This is a genomic window from Streptomyces sp. ALI-76-A (genome assembly GCF_030287445.1).
Classification (GTDB): domain Bacteria; phylum Actinomycetota; class Actinomycetes; order Streptomycetales; family Streptomycetaceae; genus Streptomyces.
The window spans coordinates 66,638-88,026 of record NZ_JASVWB010000001.1; the positions used below are offsets into that span (position 1 = coordinate 66,638).

The following is a 21,389-nucleotide window of genomic DNA, read 5'->3' on the forward strand; positions in this document are numbered from 1 at the left end:
TCGAACGGGCGAGGTCTGCGGTCGGCTGTGCCGCTCAGGCGTGCCCGGCCTCCGCTCCCCACAGCGGGCGGGCGTTCCCGGTCCCGCCGCAGTGGAAGCAGCGGCCCGAGCGGGCAGTTCCCGGCGTGCCGATGGTGTCGGCGGCGTCCAGCAGGAGCCGGGTGAGGCCGGTCAGGTGGTCCTTGTGCAGGGCGAGGTCGTGGCGCCTGCCCACCGTGATGTCCAGGGCGACGTCGGGGCCGAGGGTCCGGGCGTCCCAGCTGATGCCGCGCGTGGCGGTGGAGATCATGTCGTGCAGGTCGCTGGTGGTTGTCCCGGTCAGCTGTATCCGCGACGCGAGGACGATGTCCGGTGCCTGGACGAAGGACAGGACGCCCGCCGGCAGGACGAACGGCTCGAGGCCGACGACAGGATCGCGGTGCGTACTGCGCAGCCGGGCCAGCGCGTTCCGCATGTAGGCGCCTGGGCCGTACGGCCAGGCAGCCGCGGCCGCGACGTCCTGGTGCTTGTCCTGCCTGTTGCGCCTGATACTCACGGGTCTCCTCAGCTGGTGGTTGCGTCGACGTCTCCTTGGTACGCCGGGGCCGGGGCGCAGTGCGTGCCTGGACCCCGGTCGTCCCGCGCGGTGGCACGGGGACTTCAGTGCCCGTTCCGCCCGCCGGGCCGGACGCCGGGCAGCCCCCTTCGCGGCAGGGGCGTGCCCGGCGTCGCGTGCGGCGTCAGCGGCCGGCGGGCTCGGGATAGCGCTCGCGGCGCCGGTGCGGGTCGTCGACGCCGATCTCGTACCAGGGCTCGCCGCGCTGGAGCCGGGGCAGGGTGTTCACCCACACCGCGACGGCGATGCCCTTCACGTCGTCGGCGAGCGCCTTCAGGCGGTTGTCGAGCAGGTGCTCTTCCTTGCCCGCCAGGACGACGTGCAGCCGCGGGAAGGTCTGTGAGCGGGTGTAGCGGTGGCGCTGCCAGAACGGGAACGTGCGGCCGTTGGTGCCGCGGGCGCCTTCCCAGACGCGGTGCCCGGCGTAGCGCTCGTAGTCCCAGACCTCCTTGGCGAGGCGGGCCTGGGACATGGTGCCGTTGTCGAGCTCGAACAGGCGCACCTCGCTGGTCCTGGTCGGCACGGCGAGGACAGCGTCGGTGTTGAAGCTCAGGCCGGTCTCCCTGATGGCGTGGTTCACCTCCACCTGCCAGTCGGTCAGGCACTCGCGGTCTCCGGACAGGACCGTGTCGGTGTAGGCGAGGATCATGTCCGTCACCGCGACACCGTGCGGGCCGAGCCCGGCCCGGACGGCCTTCGCTCCGGTGCCGGCCTTCGGGCGCAGCGGCAGCTCATTGCCTTCGGCCAGAGCCTTCTGCCCCGACACCGTCAGGTTCCAGATCTGGTGCTTGCCGTCCTTGCCGTTCGTCTCCGCCAGTCCGAGCTCCGCCAGTTCCACCATCGCCCTGCGCACGTACGACCGGCCGTCCGACTCTTCCTTCGTGATCACCTGAGCCATCTGCTGCACCGTCGCTATCCGCACGCACCCCAGCAACCGCAGCGCATCGGCCCGTACCTTCCCGGCTGTGGGAGTGGACTTCTTCCCCTTCGCCGACGTCTCAGGGGAAGGGAGAGAGGTGTCAGCGTGCCGGGAGGCACCCTGGCGGGCGGTGTGAGCTGCGGTGATGGGCACGACGTTGGAATCGTTCACGGCACTGGACGCGGCACTGGATTCCGGGCCGCCCGGAGGCCGCTCAGCACCCCTTGTCCAGGTCGGGCGCGGCTCCGGGTCGGGCTGCCGGGCGCTGCTGGTGTACGTCATGACGAGGCTCCTCACGCAGTGGCGCGGGACTCCGGACAGAATCCCGCCGTCACTTGCTAGAGGTGTGGCGAAAGCCAACGGTGTGACATTCCACCTGGCGCCGTTACCGAGCTGTGATCATCCGGTAGGTGCCGCTGTCCTGTGTCAACGAATCTGGAGCGTCTGCCATCGAAGTTGGACTGCTCGCGGGCGCTCCTGCGGCACCTGAGTGGGTAGCCGCTGAATATGGGGCGGTGGTGGAAACGGATCGGTGCAGCGGTGGCGACGGGAGTCGCGATGAGCGCTGCCATGACGTGGGCGGGCGACATGACGTGGGGGTGGGACTTCGCGGCCCGATGCCTACTCATTTCGGCAGTGTGGGCAGTGATGGGCCCCCTGGTAGCACGGTCTCGACAACGCGCTGAGCAGCGAGATGACCAGCAAATCCGCGCCATCCGGGAGGCACGGCGCGGTCAGCGCTGACCGCAAATAGCGCCCCGCGTCGGTCCATCTTCGATGGCAAACGGTCCAACTTCGATGTCACGGGACAGCCGCGCAGAGCTCGGTGACGATCTCGAATGAGGTCGTCACCGCCGGCACCGCCATGGCCGGCGGCATCACCGCGTGCGTGGTCTGGCCGTGCGCCATCCCGTTGCGGATCTGCCGGCCATGGTCCAGGTACTCCGCCTGCTGGGCCGTCAGGATCCCGTCAGCGGCCCCCTGTTTGATGAGCCCGTGCAGCGGCTTCTTGCCCGCGTCCGGGATGCGGTCGCGCAGCACGATCTCCACCGCGATCAGGGAGTGCATGACCGCCACGGTGGAGAACTCGTAGCAGTAGTACGACTGGCGCAGCAGCTCACGGGTCGTACGCAGGACTGTCGCTGCGGCCTCGGGAGCGCCGTCGGGCACGACCAGGTCCTCAACGAGGTCGTGCATGTCGGCGTAGCTGTCGACGAAGAGGTGGGCGCGTTCGTCCGGGACCGGGAACGGCAGCCGCTGCGTGGTCATCCCCGCAGTCTCCCAGCGGCAGGCCCCGGGCGGCAGCGGCTTTTCCCCGGGGTGTCGCGCAGCGTGCCGGGACGGAGATTTCTCCTCACCGGAATGGGCGGAATGCCGCAGGTAGCGGAGCCGGACAAGGGGGCCACGCGAGCGTCGGCCGGGCGGGTTCGCTCACCGTCGGTGCGCGGAATCTATCCACAGGCACATGCTCCGAAGATCGCTTCTGAGGCCGCCACGATCAGCGCGGCGGCCCATCGACAGTGAGGAAGCGTCATGGAGACAACTGCGTCGAAGGTTTCCCAGCTCGCCCCGGAGCAGATCGCGCGAGCCGCCGATTACGTGGAGCTGGTCTGGCGGGGCCAGGGCAGCGAGCAGGACAAGGCCGCGCTCGCCGCATTCCACTCTGACGGGTCCGAGCTCGCGCGGCTGATCGGCGAGTTCGGCGAGCTGCTGCTGGCCGACTACATCACCGCAGTGCCCGACGAACACGCCGACTGCGAGTCCGCGTACGCCCTGCGGCAGATGGTGACGGTGGCGAGCCGGTACCTCAAGCGGTGGTGCCTGGCGGGCGGTGGGGCGCAGACCGCATGGATCGCGGCGGGGTTCCTGATCGAGTGCATGCAGGAGGTCGACCAGGTCTCCCAGTTCCTCGCTGACGTCCGCGGCAACGTCTCCACCGAGTGCCCGAGCACCGCCTGAGCCACCGGACGGCCACGCCTCGCAAGCCACAACCGGCAAGCCGTCATCAGCCACATCCAGCCCTCCCGGGCCAGCCAACAACTTACGGAGCCGTCATGCCCAAACAAGAACACCACCGCCACCACCGAGCCGTTGACCCCGATGCACCCGGATGATGTCGCCGGCGCGTTCGCCTACATCCGGGCGTTGCAGGCCCGCGACATCGACACCGCCGGCGCAGTCGCCAACGACACAGGCCCGGAGCTGCGCCGGCTGCTCCTGGACGTCGCCGCGCGCATCTTCATCCCCGTCACCGCCGTGGACGACTGTGACGGTGAACCGTGCCCGCACTCCTTCCTGGCCGCGGCGCTCGGGCGACTGCTGCTGGAGGTCCTGCGCCACGGCGACGGCGCCTGCCTGGCCTTCCCGCCGGGCATCGCCCAGACCATCGTCCGCTTCACCGAGAACATCCTCACCGAGGACCACGGCGACGTCGCCGACGTACTCCGCCAGTTGGAGGCCGCAGGGATGAGGCAGGCGATGGAGGCACACCCGGCGCACCGCACCACCGCGTAGCCGCACCCCCGGGACGGCGGTGGTGCGGTGCGGCGCGCATCGCGGGCGCACCACCGCACCACCGTGGTGCGGTCCACCGCATCGCCGCACCGCACCGCGCCACCGCGGTGCGCTCCACCGGCATCGCCGCACCGCACCGGGCGCGCGCCGCGGCCGGGCGGGTTCCTCTATCACAGGCCCCCTTGACCACGGCCTGATCGCCAGCCGGAACGGGCTGTGTCAAGGGGAATCGTCCTCGGTAGCAGACCTGGACAAGGGGGTGGAGCGGAGCTGGTCAAGGGGTCGCGCGCCTCCGGCCGCACCTGGTCAAGGGGTCGGCCGGCGGTGAGCGCACCGGTGCGGTGCGGGGCATCGCGTGCGGCGCACCGGGCGCGCGCGAGAGTGCCGGGCATCGCCGGGCGCGGTGCACCGGGTGCGGTGGCCGACATCGCGATGCGTACCACGGTGGCGTCCATCGTCATCCGGCGCACCGGAGTGGAGTCCACTCGGTGGAGCCCACTGAGTGGAGTCCATCGGGTGGAGTCCACCCGATGTCGTGCATCGCCACTGGATGCTGAACACCGTGGGCTCCACTCGGTGGACGATGCCCGGCATCGTCACCACAGCCAGGCACTGGAGTGCCGCACCCGGGACAGGGCGCGGGCATCACGGCGCGCGGCCGCGTTGCCGATCCGGCTCTGCCGGGAGCGGGGCCGACGCGACTGCGCGGCGGCGAGCCGGCGCTTCCCGGCTTCCTGGAGCCGCTTCCGCTGCTTGCGCAGCTCCCTCTTCTTGTCCGCCTTCGACTTCGGCTTCCGGGGCCGCTTCCAGATCGGCTGCCACCCCAGGGGCTCATCGGGCTCGGGCTCCTGGTCCTCTTCGAGCGCGGCGGCCATCTCCGCGCGGGCCGCGTGGGCGCGGGCGAGGGCTTCTTCGGGGTTGGGCTGTTCTTCCGGGGTGCTCACGTGACTCCTCCTGGACTCCGGCCCGGCGTGTGCTGAATGCCGGGCTGCTGGGTGTGCGGCGGCGGGGCCGTCGCCGGGACGGGCTGCGGGCGGGGGCCGTGGGCGGCCTCGCGCGCCCGCCGGCTGTCCTGGAGCGAGGCGGCCACCTGCGCCGCGGCGGCTTCCAAGGTCTGACGCGTCTGTTCCACCGTGACCACGCCGGTCTCCGGCTCCAGGAGGCGGCCGTCCTTCGGACCGGTGCGGAACGGCCGCGGGTGCGACCTCGAGGCGGCGGGCACCGTGACGGCGTACGGCCGGGGGCGGGAGCCCAGGCGCTCCGCACGACGCGCGGCGCGGACCCTGGCGGCCAAGGCGCCGGCGGCGAGACGGGCCCGCTCGTACGGGGTAGCGGTGCGCCTGCGGGTCAACGGGCGCACCACGGCCTGGTCCTCGGTGTCGCTCGGGTACAGGGCGCGCAGGTCGGCGGTCATCTTCAGGCCGCGCCCGACGGGGCGGGTGTAGTCGTCGACGACGGTCTGCACGATCTGTTCGTCCAGGCCGGGCTGGTGGGGTCGGCCGCGTAGGGCGTAGGCGAGGTGGCGGCGGGCTTCGGCGAGTAGGTGGTGGCGTTTGAACGCTCCGCGCATCACGTACACCACGGCGACGACGTCGACGGCCGCCAGCGCTATGTCGACCACCGGCCGCACCCGCGCCCACACCACCGCGGCCGCCGCCCGCGCGCGCTCCGCCAGTCGGTCGACGGCGTCCGCGCCATACGCCCGGATCGCTGAGTCGCGCCATTGCTTGCGCAGCTCGGTCAGCGACAGCAGCTCCGTGCGCTTGGGCGGACGCGTCTGGTCGGCGGCCTGGCAGGCCAGCGCGTAGGCGGCCCGCTCCCCCGGCGCGTGCCCCTGCTTCTCTTCGTACTTGGCCGTGAGGATGGGCAGCGCGTCCTCGATCTGCTGGCGGCGGGTCGACTGCCAGCCGATGAGCCGCTGATCGATCCCGGCGATCTCCATGACAGGCCGGCGGCCGGGCGTCACCTCGCGCGGCTCCCACGCCCACCCGAGCCGCGCCGACACCTCCTCCATGAAGTACAGGAGGTAGAGGGTGTCCGCGGCGACTATGTGCGTCATCAGCGAGTCCGCCGAAAGGTTGCCCCACGTGCCCTTGTCGTCCGGCCGCCGGGCGCGGATCGACACCACCGCGTGATCGTGGAGGAGTGGCTTCGACTCGGCAGCTCTGGACTCGTAGTGCCGGAACACCGCGACGATCAGCCCGTCCCTGACCGGCTTGCGGATCTTGCCGCCGCTCTTCCAGCGGATCTCCGCGACCGAGTCCTCAATCCACGCCAGCGTCTTGTCTCGGGCGATGTCCTGGCACAGCTCCAGCACCAGCCGGGTGTCGTCATCTCCGAGCGCCCACGCGATGTGTGCCGTCGACGGAGGCCGGAACACCAGGTCCATGGCCAGCCAGGGGGTGCGCTCCTTGGCCTTGTCGGTCTTGGGCGACTGGTTGTGCTCGATGGGCCTGCCCAGCACGGTCGCCCGCCGCGCCTGCGCCGGGCTCTTGCCCTCCGCCAGGAGCTCACGCTCGATCCGGTCGGCGTCCGGGTGCCGGCCCTCCCCCAGGAGCAGTTCGGCCTGCCGCTCGGTCACCACGTCCCCGGCCGTGAGGCCGACCGCGGCCAGGCCCCGGCCCTTCCACACGCCAGGCGGGACACCGGCTCCGTCCTGGGCGGCGCGCAGCGGCGTGCCTGCGGGGCGGTGGCCGTCGCCGACCATCACGCCGCGGAAGAGATAGCGCCACCCGTTCCCCGGGCGAACCTCCGACATGCTGATCATCGCCCCATGGAACCCCGGCGTTGACCTGCGAATAAGCGCGATCCGGGGCCCTTCCCGCCGGGCGGGAGGCCATCACCAAGTCTTTACCGTGGCGCCCGCCAGGCGGGCTGCCGCGATAGCCCGAGACGGTAAGCCGTCGACGTGTGCACGCTCCCGCCCATGCATACGACCAGAACCGGAATTGCCTGCCCTCTTTGCCTCATGCTCACTACGGAGTTGGTGTACCAGGTCCTCAGCGCCCAGTCGCCCTACCCCAGCGAGCGTCAAGGACTGCGGATGCCTCGCCGGTTGCCACCGGGTCCATCCCGAGCGGTGGAAGGAGGCGATGCCGCTGCTGCCCGGCGACGACGTCTGACAACGTCGTGCGAATGCTGCGCCCGCTCCTACATCCGCCACAGCCTGACCTGCCGGGACGTCCAGTGGTCGTACTACGGATCGAGTTCAGGTCTTCTGCCGTCATGCTCTCTGGATGGTGTTGGCGGCGTCCGACCGGGGTGGGGTGCGCTCCCTGTCGCATGGGCCGCGGCGGGTGGGGGCCGTGCGGCTGCGGAGCGGGTCTGCTGTGGTGAGCAGCGCGTTGATGCGGTGGGCGAATCCGGGACCGGGCAGGGGCAGTTCGGTGTCGGGCTCGCTGAGGTAGCCGGCGGTGACCGCGCCGGGGATGTAGGCCATGAGGTTGGTGACCGCGGTGGACTGAGAGCGGACGCTCTGCTTGGACAGGTGGCGCAGGATTCTCAGGATGGTCGTGGTGGAGGTGCTGTTGATGCCGTGGTTGGCCGGGTGCCAGTCCCGGGTGCAGTGGGCGTCGGGTTCTTTGTCGGGGGTGGTGCTCTCGGGTGAGGCCTGGACGTCGTCTGTCTGGCGGTGCCACCAGTCGGCGGTGTCTTCCTCGCCCAGGGACAGGTGATGCAGGTAGAGGCAGTAGGCGGCGGCGGCCTGCCCGGCGCCGGCGGCGTACTGCCACCAGAAGCGTGCGCCTTCGTCGGTGTCGGTGAGCTGCAGGACGCAGGCGAGAACGAGGGCGCTGCGGGGTTCGGGGACCTGGTCGGTGACGAAGTCGGCGATCTGCGTGGGTGGGGTGTGGGTGACGAGGGTTTCGCACAGGGTGCGCAGGTCCTCGGCCGCGCCGTTGGGTGTGCTGGTCTGTGCGGGGTCGCCGGGTGGGGGCGTGCTGGTGGCGGGCGGGGGGATGATGTCGCGGGGCATGGTGCGCTCACGGACTAGGAGAGCTCTTGAGAGGAGTTCTTCGATGCGGGTCACGGGGTGTTCCCTTCGGACGGCGGCGGGCAGATGACGCTTTCCAGGAAGCGGGTGGCGTGGCGCTCGTTGGAGCGGACGGCGGCCAGCGAGGCACCGAGGAGGGCGGAGACGTGCTCCGGGGAGAAGCCGCAGAGGCGGCGCAGCACCATGACGTCGAGCTGGTGGGCGGGCAGGCGGCTCATGGCCGTGAACAGTTCCAGGCTCTCGGTGAGCTGGTTCATGCAGTCGGCCGGGTTGGTGAGGGACTGCAGGGCGACCGTGTCGAAGGCGGCCCGGCTCAGCTCGGGCCGGCCGTCCAGGTGGGGGGTTCGGGTCATGACGGTGGCGCGCAGGACGTTCCAGGCGAAGCGGCGGGTGTCGTGGCTGGCGAGGGCGTCGTTCCAGGACAGCCAGAGGATGTCGAAGGTGTCGGACACGGCGGTGTCGCGCTGGTCGTCGCCGAGGAAGACCTGGGCGTAGAGGAGGTAGTCGCCCTCCACCATTTCGCGGAAGGCTTGGTGGTCCAAGGGGGCAGGGGTGTCGTCGGTGGTCGTCAGGGTGGTGCCCTGGGTGCAGCGTTCGACCCACTCGCTGCTCTTGTGGGCTTCGAAGGCGGCCTGGCGCCACAGCCGGTACAGGGGCCAGCTGGGCATGTCCAGTTCGATGGCCAGCAGCAGGACGATTTCCCAGCGTGGGTAGAGGCCGACGCCGCGCAGCAGTTCGGAGATCTTGGACTTGGCGAAGGTGACCCGGGTGCTGAGCTCGCTGAGGGTCAGTCCGCTGGCGAGGTAGGCGCCTCGCACTGGCTCCAGCCAGGAGCGGTGCGCGCTGCCGACGGTGGCCGCGATCGGTCCGAGCTTGCGGCCGCGACGTGCGGCGACGGATCTGTCTGGGGGCGACGGTGGCTCCGGAGGTGTCGTCACGGGGCGTCGTCCTCCTTGTCCGCGATCGCATCCAGGCCGGTACGGTCGCCGGGTGCGGGGTGAGGGCGGACAATGTGGACGATCTGCTGCACGGTCAGGGCAAGGGCCGGCGCGAGCGCGGCCACAGCGGCCGTCTGGCCGGTGGCCACCATCACCCCGCTCCAGGCGAACACCGTCGCCGTGACCGAGATGACCACTATCGGTCGGGTCTTCATGACTACCGCCTATCTCTGGGGAGGTCGGCCTTCTTAAAGACCGGCGGCCCATCCGGAAGGACCACCGGATCCCCGGAGCAGGCGGGTGCCAGGCCGCTCTGCCGGGGAGGGCAACCAGCATGGCCAGAGCGGTAGTTACTACGCCACGTGATCAAGGAATCACGGAACAATGACGATCGCCGAGCGGCGTGCGAGGGGCGAACGGCCCGGGAAGCAAGTCGGCGCGCTGAAGGGTGGAAGTTCCCGATTCTCCTTGCAATTGCACGCCGAAAACGGGTCAATGGAACAAGACGCCGTTGGGTGTCGGCCTTCCATCCGGAAGGGCCCGCCCCTGTGCCGAAAATTGGGGGACGCGGGCATCACCGCTCTCGCCTGGCCGGAGTTGGAGGCCAGGCGAGAGCGGACCGTCCCTGCGGGACACGAAGACCGTAAACCACGGCACTGACATCCCGAACAGCCTCGCCCTCGTACCAGCCATCCCCGTGTTCGTCAGGCTGAGGCCGCGCGAAACCATGTGCCGGTCGTGAAGAAGCCGATGTCAGAGGTGGTCTGTACCCTCGCGCGGTGATCATTGACAGAGCTGCGGGAGTTACGCCTACCCGCTTCGTTGACCGAGGTCTTCGTCAGGAAATCGGCGGGCTCATAGGGAAGGCCACCCGTGATGACATGCTGCGCGCCTTCTTGTGGGTGAGCGAGTGCCAGATCGCCCAGGAGATCTGTAAGGGGTGGGAGGAGCACCTCTGCGGCCTCGACCGTGAGTTGCGGGACGCTGACCAACGGCAGGCCGCCACTGGCCGCCCCCATGCGTGGATGGCAGATTCCCGTGACGAGATCACCAAGGACTGCCATCGGGCAAGTTCATCGCTGGCGACTGAGCTCAAAGCCGAGAGTGCTGAAGCCCGGCAGGACCATCGTGAATGCACCCGGATGCTCTACCGGCTGACCGCCCAGCTTGGGCAGGCGTCGCCGAAACGCGTGCCACTCACTGATTCGTCTGGCACGCCCCTGCTGGACTCGCTTGCCCCCCTTCGACAGCAACTGGTAGCGGCCACGGAGCGGATGAGGGCGCTGCTGGCTCGAGACCGTGAAGAGCTGCACGACCTCGCTGTCCAGGAAAGCCATCGGCGGCAGAGCGCCAGCAGTAGCTCGTCTGTGTCTTTGAATGCCATCGACTCCATGTCGACCTCAAGGTTCATCAACCTCGTTGAGAAGCTGCTGCAGCGTGACGGGTTCCAGACTGCGCGCCTCGATTCTGCTGGCGCGGAGCTGCTCGTATCAGCTACCTGTCCAAGGGGGCACTCCTTCCTCGTCAGCCCTCACCGTGTGCGAGGTCCGCATGGGTGGAAGCCGGAGCCGGCAGAGGACGTCAGTACACCGAGTCTGCACGCTGCGCGCCTTGTAGCCGAACACTGTGAGCCTGACGTCTTCGTCGTCGTCACCAACGGCGGCGTCTCCGCGCCGGCCCGCCGTTACGCCAAGGAACACGACATGTGCCTGCTGAGTCGCCGCGACCTGCGGCGGTGGGCTGAATGGGAGGAACCGATGGAGTGCGTCGAAGAGCACGAGCAGGGCGCTGCGTGATGCACATCAACTGGACGACTGGAGTCACCCTGCCCGTGTATCGCGACGCGGAGATGAATGCTGCTCTGCAGCGCAGAATTCGGGCCGCGACGGATGACGACCTGCTGTCGTCGCTTCTGCACTTCGCGGAAGGACACGTGGCGCTGACGGCATACCAAGACTTCGACCGGCTGTTGACTGTCCTGCGCCGTGAAGAGGGCCACGCCGCAGGACTGGTCGGCGACGATGATTCGCCGCTGTGCTTTGAGTACAGGCAAGCCAACTACAGGTTGCATCGGGACCTGCGTGCTGAGGTCGCGGAGACCGAGAGGTTGAGGGGCGAAATCGGCAGTGTCTGGCATGCACTCCGTGAAGCAACGGCAGCTGATCTCAAGCACCGGTACCGGCCGGAGGCTGATCCCACAGAGTCCGGACTGGATGCGATCGGCCCCCTGAAGCGCGCCCTGGACCCGATGTGGGAGCGTCTGATCGCGATCACGTCGCAGCACTGTGAAGAGATGCACGGTCTGGCCCTCAAGGACGCTGAGTTCCAGGCGTTTGCTGCCACTGCGGACAGCATCGGTCTTGAGCAGTTCGACTGCATGGCTCCCCTCGAGTTCGAGCACGCAATCGCTTCCCTTGCCCAACGAGACGGCTACGCCGTGGCCCAACGCAACGGTGGTGCCCGCGACCTTGGAGCCGATGTAATAGCCACCACACCAGACGGGCGCAAGATCGTCTTCCAGTGCAAGCACCGCCGCCCCGGTGGCCGCCCCCTTGGCTCCCCCGTCATCCAAACCCTCAACGGAACAGCCAGGCCCGTGCATGAAGCCGACATCGTCATCGCGGTGACCAACTCCTCGTTCACCAGTCCCGCTCATGAGCTGGCAGCCAAGCAGGACATCCACCTGCTGTTCGGGCCCAGGCTGCGTATGTGGGCGACATGGGGGGTTCCCCTGCTGACGGTGCTGGGAATCGAGAACGCCGCCCTCCAGGTAGCGGCCTGATGTCTCACCCACTGCGTGTGAGGTCGTCTCCTTGTTAGCCCCAGGGTCGTTACCAAGTCGCAGCGACCTCGGACGGGGAGCGGTTTTGGCGGTGTGAGACTCCCGCTGCCCGTCCGGGAGGGTGAAACCAGGAACCAGTCGCTCCCCTGTCACATGCCGACCTAGTAATGTTCGGCCGCATGAGCATCCCGAGCCCCCGGGGAGAGCGAGAGAAGCTAATTACAGCCCTCACTCCCCAGCTGCGCAGGCACTTGAAGATCCGCGCCTTTGAGCACGGAATGGACATCCAGGACGCGACCGAGCACGCCATCAAGGCCTGGTACGAAGCCGGCGACGTCTCCGAAGTCGACACCGAGGGAGCCAAGACGTGGGGGACGTTCCTCCCTGTCGGCGGCCCTGACGAGTTCAAGGCCGTCTGCTCGGAGCGCGGCATCACCTACGTGCAGGGGCTCGCGCAGGCGTTGACTCTGTGGCTCGACAACCATCCCTCCCCCACGACCCCATTGGTGTCGCAGCCGGTCGTGCGGGTCATAGTGGCCAACCAGAAGGGCGGCGTCGGCAAGACATTCATCTCCTCCGGCATTGCTCAGGCTCTCGCGGAGGCCGGCCATCGCGTCCTGATCATTGACTACGACCCTCAAGGGCATCTCACTGCCGAGCTCGGCTTCGAAGACCTCATGTATGAGGACGATGTCGAGACGCTGATGATGCACATGGACGGCACCGCGAAGGGCGATATCCACGATCTGCTGGTCGCCTTGGACCAGAAGCGCTTCGGTGAGCGGCTGCATCTGCTTCCTGCGTCCGACGACGCGTTCCTGCGGGACGTCGCCCTGTCCAAGGTGAGCTTCAGCGAGGCCGCCCTGGAACGCGCTCTGGAACCACTGGAAGAGGACTACGACGTCATCATCATCGACGGCCCGCCCAGCCTTGGTCTGAACATGGACACAGCCCTGTACTACGTACGCCGCCGCGAAGGTGAACTCGCGGACCGATCAGGCGTCATCACTCCGGTCTGGGCCAACAAGGCGTCCCACCGTGCCTTCCGCCTGCTGAAGTCCCAGAAGGACGACTTGTGTAAGAAGGGTCGGATCCAGGTCGACTACCTGGGACTGATCATCAACGCGTACGACAGTCGGCGCGGCAAGCTCGTGAAGGAGAACAAGGATGAGTGGGAGAAGAGCAGTTCCCCGCCCGTTCTGGCGGTGATCGGTGACCTGAAGGAAGGCCGCGAGGCCGCTGACGGCGAGATCCCGCTGCTTGAGTACGCACCGGACAGCGAACATGCGCAGGCTATGCGCGACCTGGCGAAGGAACTGGCGGTATGAGGAACACCAACAAGAAGGACGGCCAGCAGCGGGTCACGCGCGGCTTCAGCATTGATGAGAACGGGCCGGGTGGAGAACAGGAAGGACCGCGTCGCGTCCGGACTCGCTCACAGATCATGAACGGGGAAGGCAAAAGGCCCCCGGCCTCGGTGAAGCTGGCACTGCTGGCGCACAACCCGTTCAACCCGCGTGAAGAACTCACCAACCTCGAAGAGACCGCGGACTCGTTGCGGGCCAAGGGGCAGATCCAGCCGGTCACTGTGGCGCGGCGAGCTGCCTTCCTGACAGCGCATCCCGGGCAGGAAGAGGCGCTCGCTGAAGCCGAGTACGTCGTCATCGACGGCAACCGGCGTCTGGCTGCTGCTCATCTGGCCGGCCTTAAAGAGCTGCGGATCGACGTCAACGACGACCTCGCGGCAAGTGCGGCGGACCTCCTGGAGTCCGCGTTGATCGCCAACATTCACCGCGAGGATGTGGCTCCCCTGGACCAGGCCAGGGCGATTCAGGAACTTGTGAAGGTGCATGGCTCGCAGGGCGAGGTGGCCAGGCGACTGGGGAAGACCCCTCCCTGGGTGTCCCAGCGTCTGGCCCTCCTGGAACTCACGCCCGAGCTGCAGGAACAGGTGGAGACGGGGGAGTTGAAGGTGGAGCCGGCTCGCCGGATCGGTCGGCTCCCCAAGGCTCAGCAGGCGGGCGAGGCGAAGAAGGTCATCGAGGCCGCCAAGGCTCCTCGCCAGCGGCGCAAGCCTGCGATGGAGCAGGCGAGTGAGGCCTCGTCCGTTAACGCCGTTAATACCCCCGAGGACGGTGCGTCGGGAGGCTCCCCCACGGCGTCGACCGTTAACGCCGTTAATACCCAGAAGGCTCAGGGCCCGGAGAAGGCAACGCAGTCAGAGGCCGAACAGCCGAGGAAACTGCCGTACGGTGATGCCTTCTCGGTGGTCACCCACCTGCACTTGAAGATGGAGCCGGCAGTGTTCGCTGACGGCGCTCGGGTGTGGCTGAGGATCCTGCGCGAGCAGCACCCGGACGCGTACAGCGCGCTGCTCCAGGAGCTGACCCAGCAAGAGCAACAGCCTGCCTGAGTTCCCACAGCCCTGAAACGCAAGAAGGCCCGTACTCCCCGCATCGGCGGGGAGTACGGGCCTTTCGCTTCCTCGGTGCTGTGCGTCAGGCCCCCAGGTCACGGAGTCCGCGTTGTGGTCGATCCTGATATCCCGCCGACTCAGCAGCTGAAGCCGGTGGCGGATCCCAACGACGGTGGAATGTCCGCCAGAAAGTCCGCCCGTTCAACTGTTTGCGAGAAGTGACAGCGGCACAGTGTGATCACGGCAGTGTCCCAACAGAGGGGATCGGATGACACGCGACTCGAATCTCAAGGACGACCTTGAGTCCTCCATCGGCCACTATGTGACGGCCGTTGCGGGGAAGCTCTTAGACGATGGGCTTCCCGTGACGTCCATTCACGCGTACGGCCAGTACGACGACATCACCCAACCGGATACCGATGACGTCGAGGGCGGGATCGTCTTCGGCTCCGCCTTCCAGCAACGCGTCTTCCCGGATGGGGAAGCGGGGCTCCACTGGTCAGCCACATCCGGCTGGTGCCTGTTCCTCATCCCGGACAGCGGAGGTGGCCTGTACAACGGAGCGCGTTGGCTAGGCGCGGGCCTGCTCCCCGCTCCTGAGCGGGTGGCCGCGTTCGTGTCCTCCGCCCAACTGGACGCCCACAGAACCGGCAGCGCGGAGCGGCCGTTCTACCGGACTGCCAGGGAGGGCCTCCACGAACTGCTCAAGCGGCTGGAGGCATTCACTCCCGAAGGCGAGTTCCACGGGCACAGCTACGAGTACCGCTTCAACTCACTGCAGGGCCAGGCGTACCGTCGGCGTGTGATCGATGCCTTGCTGTCCGGGGACGACGCGATCGTCGACCTGCCGATCCGGCGCAGTGAGTTGCAAGCCGTGCTCCACCTGCTCGACTACGCCGAAGCCACGTCCAACACGAGGGGACCGGAGGACTTCGTGGCTCCGGTCAAGGCCGACCTGACGCATCGGCTAGGGCAGGGCTACGGCAGCGCGCAAGATCACCGGAAAGTCATTGAGTATGCGCACGAGGCACAGCGGCAGATCGAGGAGCATCGCCGTCGGCGGGAACTGGAAGAGGAGTAGCACGCACTCCCGGAAGTGGCCCTAAAAACGAATAGGCCCGTACTCCCCTCGATCGCAGGGAAGTACGGGCCTTCGTCATACTCGGTGGTCGTGTCAGGGCGCCCAGGTCGCGGGCGCGCCTTCGTCGGGGGTGGGAATGGCCAGTGGCAGCGGCCGGGGCTCGAATGCCCCGGCCGCCCCGACGTCAGGAGGTGGTGGGTGTGCTCACGTCGGCGACCGCCGCCTGGTCGGCGCTCGCCTCGAGTTCGGCGTGGCGCTGCATGAGTTGATCGACGGCCGCGTGGTCGGTCAGGGCCGTCGTGACCAGGGCGCGCTGGTACTCCATGCCAGTGAAGACGCCGCGGTGGTAGCGGCATTGGTCCTGGGCTTCGGTGCAGGCCGGGCAGTCCTCCCAGTCCTGCGGGTCGTACGGCGCGGTCTCCGGTCCGGGGAGCTCCGCCGTCCGGCGGCTGGCGGCGGGGGCGTGAGGGCTGGTGAAGAGGTCCTCGCGCCAGGTGGGCGGCAGTCCCTGGAGGAAGACGGCCAAGGCGGCCGCGATCTGCGGGTAGTGGTCGTAGAGCGACGCCCAGATCCGTTGGGCCTCGGTTGTGGGGTCTGACTTGGAGGGCAGTTCGTAAGCGTCGCGGGCGTAGGTCCGGATCTTGTTGCGGCGCTCCTCCCAGGTGCTGGTGTCGATCCCAGCCTCCACGGCCGCGCCCAGGACCTGGGTGTCGTTGATGAACTCCGGGGCGAGCAGCGACGCGGCGAGGTCTTCGGCTGCGGCGGGGTCGCGGCGGGCGAGCGCGGTCACGGCCTGATCGGTGAGGAAGGCCGTGCGCTGCGTCCAGAAGTCGGCGTTGCTGTACGCGGTGGCCAGCATCCGTGCGCGCAGGCGGGCGAGTTGGGTGGTGCCTTCCGGCATGAGGGACTCTCCTTCGAGTGGGGGGGTGACGGCGTCGTCAGGCGCCGGGACGTGGTGCGGGGTGGGCGGTGCCGTTGCCGGGCGTCTTGAGTACGCGCGGCAGATGGACGTGGAGGTGTTCGACGTCGACCTGGCGGCCGCGGTCCCGAAGTGCTCGGGCAAGCAGTTCAGTGAGACCACTTGCACGGTGCCGGCCTCCTGCACAGCCGATCGCGATGCGGCGAGGACCGGCGGGCAGGTCGGCGTAGTCGGCGAGGTTGGCGATGAGTTCGCGGGCGCCGGGGGTGTTCAGGACGACGGCCTGGACGCGGGGGTGGAAGCCGTCGAGGTCGAGGATGTCGCGGGCGGCGGCCGGGTCGCGGAGCCGGTCACGGACGTCTTCGATCCGGTCGGCGGCGGGCGGGACGGGCTGGCTGTCCGGGCCGGTGGGCAGGTGCAGGTAGCCGAACGAGATCAGACGGATGGGTTCCACGAAGGTGCCTCCGGGGCGCTGGTGAGGGGCAGGAACGACGGAGCGCCGCGCCCGGCCGGGAAGTTCGGGCGCGGCGCTCCGGTGGTCTCAGTGGGTGTGGGTGAGGGCCGCGCTGAGGATGTCGGCGTGGTCGAACGCCAGGCGTTCGGGGAGGTCATCGAGAGGCCACCAGCGGGCGGTGTGGGCGTCGTCCCCAGCGGTGATCGTGGTGTCGGCGGAAACGACCGCCACGTACGCGACGGTGACGTACCGGCCACGCGGGTCGCGGCTGGGCTGGTCGAAGACGCCGATCTGACGCAGGTCAGCGGCGGCCACGTGGACGCCGGTCTCCTCAACCAGCTCCCGGGCTGCCGCCACACGGCTCGTCTCCCCGATGTCGACGTGACCACCCGGCAATGCCCAGGCGCCCTCGTACGGCGGCCAGTCGCGCTCGATCAGCAGAACGTCGCCGCCGGGCGTCAGGGCCACCACGTCGGCGGTGTAGCGGATGGTCTCGGGCGTTTCGGTCTCGGTCATGTTCGCCTCTCGGTGGGCTGGCTAGTGGGTGGTGATGTCGGTGACCACGAGGAACTGGTCGCTGTTGAGGTCCATGACGACGTGGGCGTCGCGGCCCTGGGCGCGCTGGGCGGCGGCGTATTCGTCGGCGGGCCAGGAGCCGCGGGGGTGGGTCAGCGGGCGCGGAAGGCGGCGCAGTGCTCGATGCGGTGGGCGCGGGCAGCGGGCTCGGCGAGTTGCTTGACGTGGTGGGGCTGGTCGACGTCGCCGTGCTCGGAGCAGACGACGGCGAACTGGGTGCGGCCGGGACAGCCCGACTGGGGGTCGCGAGGCTTGCCGGACGGCTTCACCTGGTGGTCGCAGGGGCTGTTGTCGGCGTGCCGGGGCTGCACGCTGATGGTGATGCGGGCCATGAACGTCGATCTCCTTGTGGGAACGCAGGGGAGCGCCGTGCCCGGCCGGTGAGGCTGGGCACGGCGCTCGGGGCGGGGGTTAGGGGGTGCGGGTGACCACGAGGAACTGGTCGGTTGGCAGGTCCATCACGACCTGGGCGTCGATGCCCTGGGCGCGTCGCTGGGCGGCGTACTCTTCTGCCGGCCACGAGCCGCGGGGGCTTCCGGCGGGGAACCGTTCCAGGATCGTGCGCTGTTCGGGAGCGGTCGTCGGGGCCGTCGCGCTCATTCGGGGTCCTCGGAGTCGGGGACGTCGCCGAACATGTCGTCGATCGCGCGGGTGACCTTCGGCCGGTGCTCGGGCCGGGTGGAGTTGAGGACGGCCCCGGTGAGGCCGGCCAGGTCGATGTCCTCGAAGACCTTGGCCAGTTCGGAGACCGTCTGGGGGTCCAGGACGGTCCCGGTGTCCGGGTGGCAGTTCATGGCGTCGGCCTGGTCGGCGAGCTGGTGTGCGCGGCCGGGGTGAGGTCGATGGCGTGGCAGTGCTCCAGGCCTGTGCCGAGGGCGCCGGTAGGGCTGATGTGGATCCGGATGCTCGCGTCCGGGCCTGGCTGGCCGGCCAGTGAGGTGAGGGCCTCGGCGAGGGCCTCGATCGCTGTGTTGCGGTTCGTCTCCGGGTGCGCGACGTCCGTGTCCTCGTCGTCCTCGGGGATGTCCAGTTCCGGGGCTTCCCACAGGATTTCGAGGGTGGCGGCCTGGAGCTGGAGCCCGCCGTCGGCGCTGTCTGGGAGGGCGAGGTGCCCGGTGACGCGCAGAAAGTCGGCGGGGCGGCACTCGGTGACGAGCGCGTTGATGACATCCGGGTTCTGGCTGGTGCAGGGGATGGTCATGTCGTCGACCAGCTCCGCCGTGGGGGAGCAGTTCAACCGCCAGCAGGCGGTGCCGTCCTGCTTGCTGAAGACCGGGGCCTCGGACAGGTAGCCGTCCAGCGCGAGCGGTATGGCGTCCATCAGCTCGCCTCCGCCAGGTTGGTGGTGCGGTGGGCGGCGTCGTAGGCGTCCAGGACGGCCTTGGCCGGGTTGCCCTTGTCGGCGACCTGGTGGCCGTTGGCGCGTGCCCATGTCCGGATCGCGGCCAGCTCTTCCTTGCTGCGCTTGCCGGTCGCGGCCGGGGCCGGGGCGGGAGCGGGGGCCAGGGGCGTGGCGTCCTGTGCCGCCGTGGCGGTGCGGCCGCCGGCCTTCGCCGCGCGCAGCTGCGCCTGCGCGGCTTCCAGTTCGGCCTTGGCCTTGGCGACGCGCTCCTCTGCCTCCCGCTGGGCGGCGTCGGTGGCGCGGCGCTCGGTCAGCTCGGTGAGGTCGCTGCGGACGCGGGCGGCCCGGTTGCGGATGCTGGCGGCGGGGTGGTTCTCCGCCCAGGAGAGCAGGGCCTCGATCCCGTCGGTGTCCGGCGTGCCGTCGAACGCTGACATCGGGACCCGCCTCCGGGGCGCTGGTGCTGTCGTCCGTGTCCGGGGCGGGGACGGTGGTGGGGACGGGCAGGTCGGCGTGCTTCACGGCTTCGGCGAGGTCGCTCTCCGAGAGTCCGAGCGTGCTGCGGACGTGCTCGGGGTCATCGCCGTTGGTGAGCATGGAGGCGGCGGTGGCGGTGAAGGCGTTGACGGGCATCGGATCTCCGGTGGGGGTGTCGTCGGGGGTAGTGAGGTGCGGAAGCAGGCGTACGAGGTCGTCCTCGCCGCAGGGCAGTCCGAGCGCGCCCAGCAGGTCGGCGAGGTCGTCCTTGTCCCGTGCGTGATGGGCGACCACCACGGAGGCGGCGCTGCTCTGGCCGCTGCCGAGCGGGGTGAGTTCGAGGGCCTCGGCTTCGAGGGCCTCTTTCATGTCGGTGAACACGACGGGCCCTCCTACGCGGCGGCGGCGCGGGGCTTGCGCTGGGCGATGTCCAGCAGCTCGCGGTTGCGTCGTTTCTGGGCGTCGGTGAGCGGCCGGGTCTTCGCGCCGTGGCGGTGCCAGAGCGGGGAGGCGGGCGGCTCGGGGTAGGCGAGGGCGTGGTCGACCTCGCGTTGGGTGCTGCTCAAGGGAGCCTCCAGGTGGAGGGGTTCAGGCGTGGTCGTCATCGCGCTTGCGTTTGCGTTTGGGCTGGACGTCGGAGGCGAACCGTCCGAGGCGCCTCGGTGGGATTCGCAGCGATCCAGTCCTCAGCCACGCCTTGTGAACGGGCTCCCCCGAGTGGGAGCGCATCGGCGTGGGCGAGTCGCACAGCGCGCAGGGGCGGTCCTGCCAGCGGTCGAAGTGCTGGCTGCCGCGCCAGTCGAGAAGGGCGCCGGGAACCGGGATCAGACCCGGCTCGAACGTTCGGCGACCACGGGGATGCGGCTGGAAGCCTCTCCACAGCGGCGCCCTGCGGGCTGCGCGCTCATGCGACAGGCAGGTACGTACCGCGCCGACCCGGACGGCGGCCGTTGACCGTGTCGGCACAGGCGTCCTCGAGGGTCGCCAGATACGGGAACGTCTGCGCACCGGTCTTGATCTTGTACATGGCCATGTCCGCGCCGCGCAGGAGACGGGCGGCGTCGGCTGTTTCGGGCAGGTCGGCTGCGCGGGCTATCCCGATGGACACGGCAGGATGCAGCACCGTGGTGCCGCAGGTGACGGGCTGCGCCAGCAGCTCGCGCAACGCAGCCATCTCGCGGGCCGTGGCAGTGGGTTCGAGCAGCAGTGCGGCGCCGAATTCGTCGCCTCCCAGGCGTGCGGCGAGCCCGCCCCGGGCGGCGGCCCACGTTCCCAGGCGCCGCCCGATGGCGGCGATCAGGGCGTCACCGGCGGCGTGTCCGCGCGTGTCGTTGAGGGTCTTCAGGCCGTCGGCGTCGGCGACCAGGACGTGCAGCTGCTCGCGGTGGGTACGGGCCAGCCGGGCGGTGCGGTCCGTGAGGGCGTCGCGGCCGGGCAGGCCGGTCAGCGGGTCCCGGCGGGCCGCCTCCAGCTGGCGTCGCACACGGACGTCGTCGGCGAGGGCGGCCAGGGCGAGCGGCACGGCGGCCACGGCGATGACGAGTGTGCGCGACGGCTGCCGTAAGACTGCAGTTGCGGGCATGATGGGATCTCCGTTCTCGCCCCTCGGGGCGGAATGAGGGAGGCGCACCCCGGGCTGTCCAGGCGTGGGGGTGCGCCTCTTGCTGTGGGATCACGTGTGGGTGCTGCCGGAGGCAGACTGGAAGGGCCGATGTCCTGTGACGGAGACAGAGGCGCCTCTGGGACGGCTGTCTGGCGTCGTAACTGGTGCTGCGGCCGTCCTGGGGACGGTGAGGCCGGCGGGCTACCGCCAGGTGCCCAGCGGGGTGAGGGGCCGGACGCTGCGGCAGTCACCGGAGACCGCATCGTGCACGCTGCGGCCGTCGGTCGGCCGCAGCTCGCTGAGGATCTCCATCAGCATGTCCGCGCCGTCGAGGACGATGTCGGTGTAACCGTGGCCGCAGGTGCACGGCACGACCAGCGTCAGGATGTCGGTGGCGCCGTCGTGCTCGCTGAGGCGCAGGGTGTGGTGCAGCCACAGTCCGCCGTCCAGCCAGGCCACCGCGCTCGGCTCGTACGAGCCGGTGCCGGCAGCACGCAGGGCCGGGTAGCCGTGCCAGTCCACGGCGTCCAGGACCGTGCCGAGCGTGTCCGGGTAGGCCGTGTACACGTGGTGCGCGGCGGCCGTGACGGCGTCCTCGCGCTCCTCGTCAGCGGTGGGCGCGCCGGCGGCCTGCGCCATGTCGAGCAGGTGCGCCAGCGGGGAGTCTGCCGCAAACGGGCGCGAGGGCAGAGTCAGGGTGTCGGTCATGTGGAGCTCCCTCCGTGTGCCGGGCCGGACTGTCCGGTCCTGCGCCAAGCCCCGCACCGTGGCGCCGGTTGGCG

Annotated in this window: 27 protein-coding genes; 7 read left to right on the forward strand and 20 right to left on the reverse strand. The window is 69.4% G+C overall.

Annotation, left to right across the window (positions count from 1 at the left end):
• Nucleotides 1-34 precede the first annotated feature (34 nt).
• From QQS16_RS00350 to QQS16_RS00360, 3 genes are all read right to left on the reverse strand, one after another.
• The gene (locus QQS16_RS00350; protein WP_286059430.1) at nucleotides 35-535 is read right to left on the reverse strand and encodes a hypothetical protein; all 501 of its coding nucleotides are present in this window, start codon (nucleotides 533-535) and stop codon (nucleotides 35-37) included.
• A gap of 184 nt (nucleotides 536-719) precedes the next feature.
• Nucleotides 720-1,796, reverse strand: coding sequence for a replication-relaxation family protein (locus tag QQS16_RS00355; RefSeq protein ID WP_286059432.1), 1,077 nt, complete (start codon nucleotides 1,794-1,796; stop codon nucleotides 720-722).
• A gap of 519 nt (nucleotides 1,797-2,315) precedes the next feature.
• Nucleotides 2,316-2,783, reverse strand: a complete 468-nt coding sequence (locus QQS16_RS00360; protein ID WP_286059434.1) for a hypothetical protein — start codon at nucleotides 2,781-2,783, stop codon at nucleotides 2,316-2,318.
• Between the two features lie 264 nt (nucleotides 2,784-3,047).
• Here QQS16_RS00360 and QQS16_RS00365 point away from each other — a divergent pair, with 264 nt between their 5' ends.
• Both QQS16_RS00365 and QQS16_RS00370 read left to right on the forward strand, forming a co-directional pair.
• Nucleotides 3,048-3,473 carry a hypothetical protein gene (locus QQS16_RS00365; protein WP_286059436.1) on the forward strand — a complete coding sequence of 142 codons (426 nt, stop codon included), beginning with the start codon at nucleotides 3,048-3,050 and terminating at the stop codon, nucleotides 3,471-3,473.
• Nucleotides 3,474-3,614: 141 nt separating this feature from the next.
• Nucleotides 3,615-4,028 carry a hypothetical protein gene (locus QQS16_RS00370; RefSeq protein ID WP_286059483.1) on the forward strand — a complete coding sequence of 138 codons (414 nt, stop codon included), beginning with the start codon at nucleotides 3,615-3,617 and terminating at the stop codon, nucleotides 4,026-4,028.
• 596 nt (nucleotides 4,029-4,624) lie between these two features.
• On the opposite strand, the gene QQS16_RS00375 is transcribed toward QQS16_RS00370, so the two are convergent.
• The 5 genes from QQS16_RS00375 to QQS16_RS00395 all read right to left on the reverse strand — a co-directional run bounded on the left by QQS16_RS00375 (nucleotide 4,625) and on the right by QQS16_RS00395 (nucleotide 9,172).
• Entirely contained in the window at nucleotides 4,625-4,972 is a 348-nt protein-coding gene (locus QQS16_RS00375; RefSeq protein ID WP_286059438.1) for a hypothetical protein, read from the reverse strand.
• Nucleotides 4,969-6,795: a MobF family relaxase gene (mobF, locus tag QQS16_RS00380; RefSeq protein ID WP_286059439.1), complete on the reverse strand. Its 1,827-nt coding sequence runs from the start codon at nucleotides 6,793-6,795 to the stop codon at nucleotides 4,969-4,971. Before mobF ends, QQS16_RS00375 begins: the two co-directional genes overlap by 4 nt.
• 456 nt (nucleotides 6,796-7,251) lie before the next feature.
• Nucleotides 7,252-8,055, reverse strand: a complete 804-nt coding sequence (locus tag QQS16_RS00385) for a hypothetical protein (RefSeq protein ID WP_286059441.1) — start codon at nucleotides 8,053-8,055, stop codon at nucleotides 7,252-7,254.
• Entirely contained in the window at nucleotides 8,052-8,957 is a 906-nt protein-coding gene (locus tag QQS16_RS00390; protein ID WP_286059442.1) for an RNA polymerase sigma factor, read from the reverse strand. The genes QQS16_RS00385 and QQS16_RS00390 overlap by 4 nt, the downstream gene beginning before the upstream one ends.
• The gene (locus QQS16_RS00395; RefSeq protein ID WP_286059444.1) at nucleotides 8,954-9,172 is read right to left on the reverse strand and encodes a hypothetical protein; all 219 of its coding nucleotides are present in this window, start codon (nucleotides 9,170-9,172) and stop codon (nucleotides 8,954-8,956) included. Before QQS16_RS00395 ends, QQS16_RS00390 begins: the two co-directional genes overlap by 4 nt.
• A gap of 564 nt (nucleotides 9,173-9,736) precedes the next feature.
• Here QQS16_RS00395 and QQS16_RS00400 point away from each other — a divergent pair.
• The 5 genes from QQS16_RS00400 to QQS16_RS00420 all read left to right on the forward strand — a co-directional run bounded on the left by QQS16_RS00400 (nucleotide 9,737) and on the right by QQS16_RS00420 (nucleotide 15,236).
• Nucleotides 9,737-10,753: a restriction endonuclease gene (locus QQS16_RS00400; RefSeq protein ID WP_286059445.1), complete on the forward strand. Its 1,017-nt coding sequence runs from the start codon at nucleotides 9,737-9,739 to the stop codon at nucleotides 10,751-10,753.
• Nucleotides 10,753-11,739 (forward strand): restriction endonuclease, encoded by a 987-nt coding sequence (locus tag QQS16_RS00405; protein ID WP_286059485.1) that lies wholly within the window; start codon nucleotides 10,753-10,755, stop codon nucleotides 11,737-11,739. Before QQS16_RS00400 ends, QQS16_RS00405 begins: the two co-directional genes overlap by 1 nt.
• A 179-nt stretch (nucleotides 11,740-11,918) precedes the next feature.
• A complete protein-coding gene (locus tag QQS16_RS00410; RefSeq protein ID WP_286059447.1) occupies nucleotides 11,919-13,067 on the forward strand; it encodes a ParA family protein in 1,149 nt (382 codons plus the stop codon).
• Nucleotides 13,064-14,152, forward strand: a complete 1,089-nt coding sequence (locus QQS16_RS00415; RefSeq protein WP_286059449.1) for a ParB/RepB/Spo0J family partition protein — start codon at nucleotides 13,064-13,066, stop codon at nucleotides 14,150-14,152. Before QQS16_RS00410 ends, QQS16_RS00415 begins: the two co-directional genes overlap by 4 nt.
• Before the next feature lie 271 nt (nucleotides 14,153-14,423).
• The gene (locus QQS16_RS00420; RefSeq protein WP_286059451.1) at nucleotides 14,424-15,236 is read left to right on the forward strand and encodes a DUF6292 family protein; all 813 of its coding nucleotides are present in this window, start codon (nucleotides 14,424-14,426) and stop codon (nucleotides 15,234-15,236) included.
• Nucleotides 15,237-15,420: 184 nt separating this feature from the next.
• On the opposite strand, the gene QQS16_RS00425 is transcribed toward QQS16_RS00420, so the two are convergent.
• The 12 genes from QQS16_RS00425 to QQS16_RS00475 all read right to left on the reverse strand — a co-directional run bounded on the left by QQS16_RS00425 (nucleotide 15,421) and on the right by QQS16_RS00475 (nucleotide 21,315).
• Nucleotides 15,421-16,137, reverse strand: a complete 717-nt coding sequence (locus QQS16_RS00425) for a hypothetical protein (RefSeq protein WP_286059453.1) — start codon at nucleotides 16,135-16,137, stop codon at nucleotides 15,421-15,423.
• A 37-nt stretch (nucleotides 16,138-16,174) separates the two neighbouring features.
• Complete coding sequence (locus QQS16_RS00430; protein ID WP_286059455.1) at nucleotides 16,175-16,609, reverse strand: RapZ C-terminal domain-containing protein; 435 nt, start codon at nucleotides 16,607-16,609, stop codon at nucleotides 16,175-16,177.
• Between the two features lie 87 nt (nucleotides 16,610-16,696).
• Complete coding sequence (locus tag QQS16_RS00435) at nucleotides 16,697-17,125, reverse strand: NUDIX domain-containing protein (RefSeq protein ID WP_286059457.1); 429 nt, start codon at nucleotides 17,123-17,125, stop codon at nucleotides 16,697-16,699.
• Between the two features lie 21 nt (nucleotides 17,126-17,146).
• A complete protein-coding gene (locus tag QQS16_RS43770; RefSeq protein ID WP_502963739.1) occupies nucleotides 17,147-17,386 on the reverse strand; it encodes a DUF8839 family protein in 240 nt (79 codons plus the stop codon).
• Nucleotides 17,278-17,517: a hypothetical protein gene (locus QQS16_RS00440; protein WP_286059458.1), complete on the reverse strand. Its 240-nt coding sequence runs from the start codon at nucleotides 17,515-17,517 to the stop codon at nucleotides 17,278-17,280. Before QQS16_RS00440 ends, QQS16_RS43770 begins: the two co-directional genes overlap by 109 nt.
• A gap of 79 nt (nucleotides 17,518-17,596) precedes the next feature.
• On the reverse strand, nucleotides 17,597-17,785 hold the full coding sequence (locus QQS16_RS00445; protein ID WP_286059459.1) for a DUF8839 family protein: 189 nt from the start codon (nucleotides 17,783-17,785) through the stop codon (nucleotides 17,597-17,599).
• On the reverse strand, nucleotides 17,782-17,979 hold the full coding sequence (locus tag QQS16_RS00450) for a hypothetical protein (RefSeq protein WP_286059460.1): 198 nt from the start codon (nucleotides 17,977-17,979) through the stop codon (nucleotides 17,782-17,784). The genes QQS16_RS00445 and QQS16_RS00450 overlap by 4 nt, the downstream gene beginning before the upstream one ends.
• A complete protein-coding gene (locus tag QQS16_RS00455; RefSeq protein ID WP_286059461.1) occupies nucleotides 17,976-18,506 on the reverse strand; it encodes a hypothetical protein in 531 nt (176 codons plus the stop codon). The genes QQS16_RS00450 and QQS16_RS00455 overlap by 4 nt, the downstream gene beginning before the upstream one ends.
• Complete coding sequence (locus QQS16_RS00460; protein ID WP_286059462.1) at nucleotides 18,506-18,964, reverse strand: Lsr2 family DNA-binding protein; 459 nt, start codon at nucleotides 18,962-18,964, stop codon at nucleotides 18,506-18,508. Before QQS16_RS00460 ends, QQS16_RS00455 begins: the two co-directional genes overlap by 1 nt.
• A 432-nt stretch (nucleotides 18,965-19,396) precedes the next feature.
• Nucleotides 19,397-19,570, reverse strand: coding sequence for a hypothetical protein (locus QQS16_RS00465; protein ID WP_286059463.1), 174 nt, complete (start codon nucleotides 19,568-19,570; stop codon nucleotides 19,397-19,399).
• Between the two features lie 338 nt (nucleotides 19,571-19,908).
• Nucleotides 19,909-20,586 (reverse strand): GGDEF domain-containing protein, encoded by a 678-nt coding sequence (locus tag QQS16_RS00470; RefSeq protein WP_286059464.1) that lies wholly within the window; start codon nucleotides 20,584-20,586, stop codon nucleotides 19,909-19,911.
• A 222-nt stretch (nucleotides 20,587-20,808) separates the two neighbouring features.
• Nucleotides 20,809-21,315: a hypothetical protein gene (locus QQS16_RS00475; protein WP_286059465.1), complete on the reverse strand. Its 507-nt coding sequence runs from the start codon at nucleotides 21,313-21,315 to the stop codon at nucleotides 20,809-20,811.
• Nucleotides 21,316-21,389: the final 74 nt, after the last annotated feature.

Bases quoted from the DNA above. Each gene is read 5' to 3' on its own strand.
- QQS16_RS00450 (WP_286059460.1), bottom strand. From the start codon at position 17,979: ATGAACTGCCACCCGGACACCGGGACCGTCCTGGACCCCCAGACGGTC.
- QQS16_RS00475 (WP_286059465.1), bottom strand. From the start codon at position 21,315: ATGACCGACACCCTGACTCTGCCCTCGCGCCCGTTTGCGGCAGACTCC.
- QQS16_RS00440 (WP_286059458.1), bottom strand. From the start codon at position 17,517: ATGGCCCGCATCACCATCAGCGTGCAGCCCCGGCACGCCGACAACAGC.
- QQS16_RS00365 (WP_286059436.1), top strand. From the start codon at position 3,048: ATGGAGACAACTGCGTCGAAGGTTTCCCAGCTCGCCCCGGAGCAGATC.
- QQS16_RS00460 (WP_286059462.1), bottom strand. From the start codon at position 18,964: ATGTCAGCGTTCGACGGCACGCCGGACACCGACGGGATCGAGGCCCTG.
- QQS16_RS00415 (WP_286059449.1), top strand. From the start codon at position 13,064: ATGAGGAACACCAACAAGAAGGACGGCCAGCAGCGGGTCACGCGCGGC.
- QQS16_RS00410 (WP_286059447.1), top strand. From the start codon at position 11,919: ATGAGCATCCCGAGCCCCCGGGGAGAGCGAGAGAAGCTAATTACAGCC.
- QQS16_RS00360 (WP_286059434.1), bottom strand. From the start codon at position 2,783: ATGACCACGCAGCGGCTGCCGTTCCCGGTCCCGGACGAACGCGCCCAC.
- QQS16_RS00420 (WP_286059451.1), top strand. From the start codon at position 14,424: ATGACACGCGACTCGAATCTCAAGGACGACCTTGAGTCCTCCATCGGC.
- QQS16_RS00370 (WP_286059483.1), top strand. From the start codon at position 3,615: ATGCACCCGGATGATGTCGCCGGCGCGTTCGCCTACATCCGGGCGTTG.
- QQS16_RS00445 (WP_286059459.1), bottom strand. From the start codon at position 17,785: ATGAGCGCGACGGCCCCGACGACCGCTCCCGAACAGCGCACGATCCTG.
- QQS16_RS00355 (WP_286059432.1), bottom strand. From the start codon at position 1,796: ATGACGTACACCAGCAGCGCCCGGCAGCCCGACCCGGAGCCGCGCCCG.
- QQS16_RS00435 (WP_286059457.1), bottom strand. From the start codon at position 17,125: ATGACCGAGACCGAAACGCCCGAGACCATCCGCTACACCGCCGACGTG.
- QQS16_RS00405 (WP_286059485.1), top strand. From the start codon at position 10,753: ATGCACATCAACTGGACGACTGGAGTCACCCTGCCCGTGTATCGCGAC.
- QQS16_RS00395 (WP_286059444.1), bottom strand. From the start codon at position 9,172: ATGAAGACCCGACCGATAGTGGTCATCTCGGTCACGGCGACGGTGTTC.
- mobF (WP_286059439.1), bottom strand. From the start codon at position 6,795: ATGATCAGCATGTCGGAGGTTCGCCCGGGGAACGGGTGGCGCTATCTC.
- QQS16_RS00425 (WP_286059453.1), bottom strand. From the start codon at position 16,137: ATGCCGGAAGGCACCACCCAACTCGCCCGCCTGCGCGCACGGATGCTG.
- QQS16_RS00455 (WP_286059461.1), bottom strand. From the start codon at position 18,506: ATGGACGCCATACCGCTCGCGCTGGACGGCTACCTGTCCGAGGCCCCG.
- QQS16_RS00470 (WP_286059464.1), bottom strand. From the start codon at position 20,586: ATGCCCGCAACTGCAGTCTTACGGCAGCCGTCGCGCACACTCGTCATC.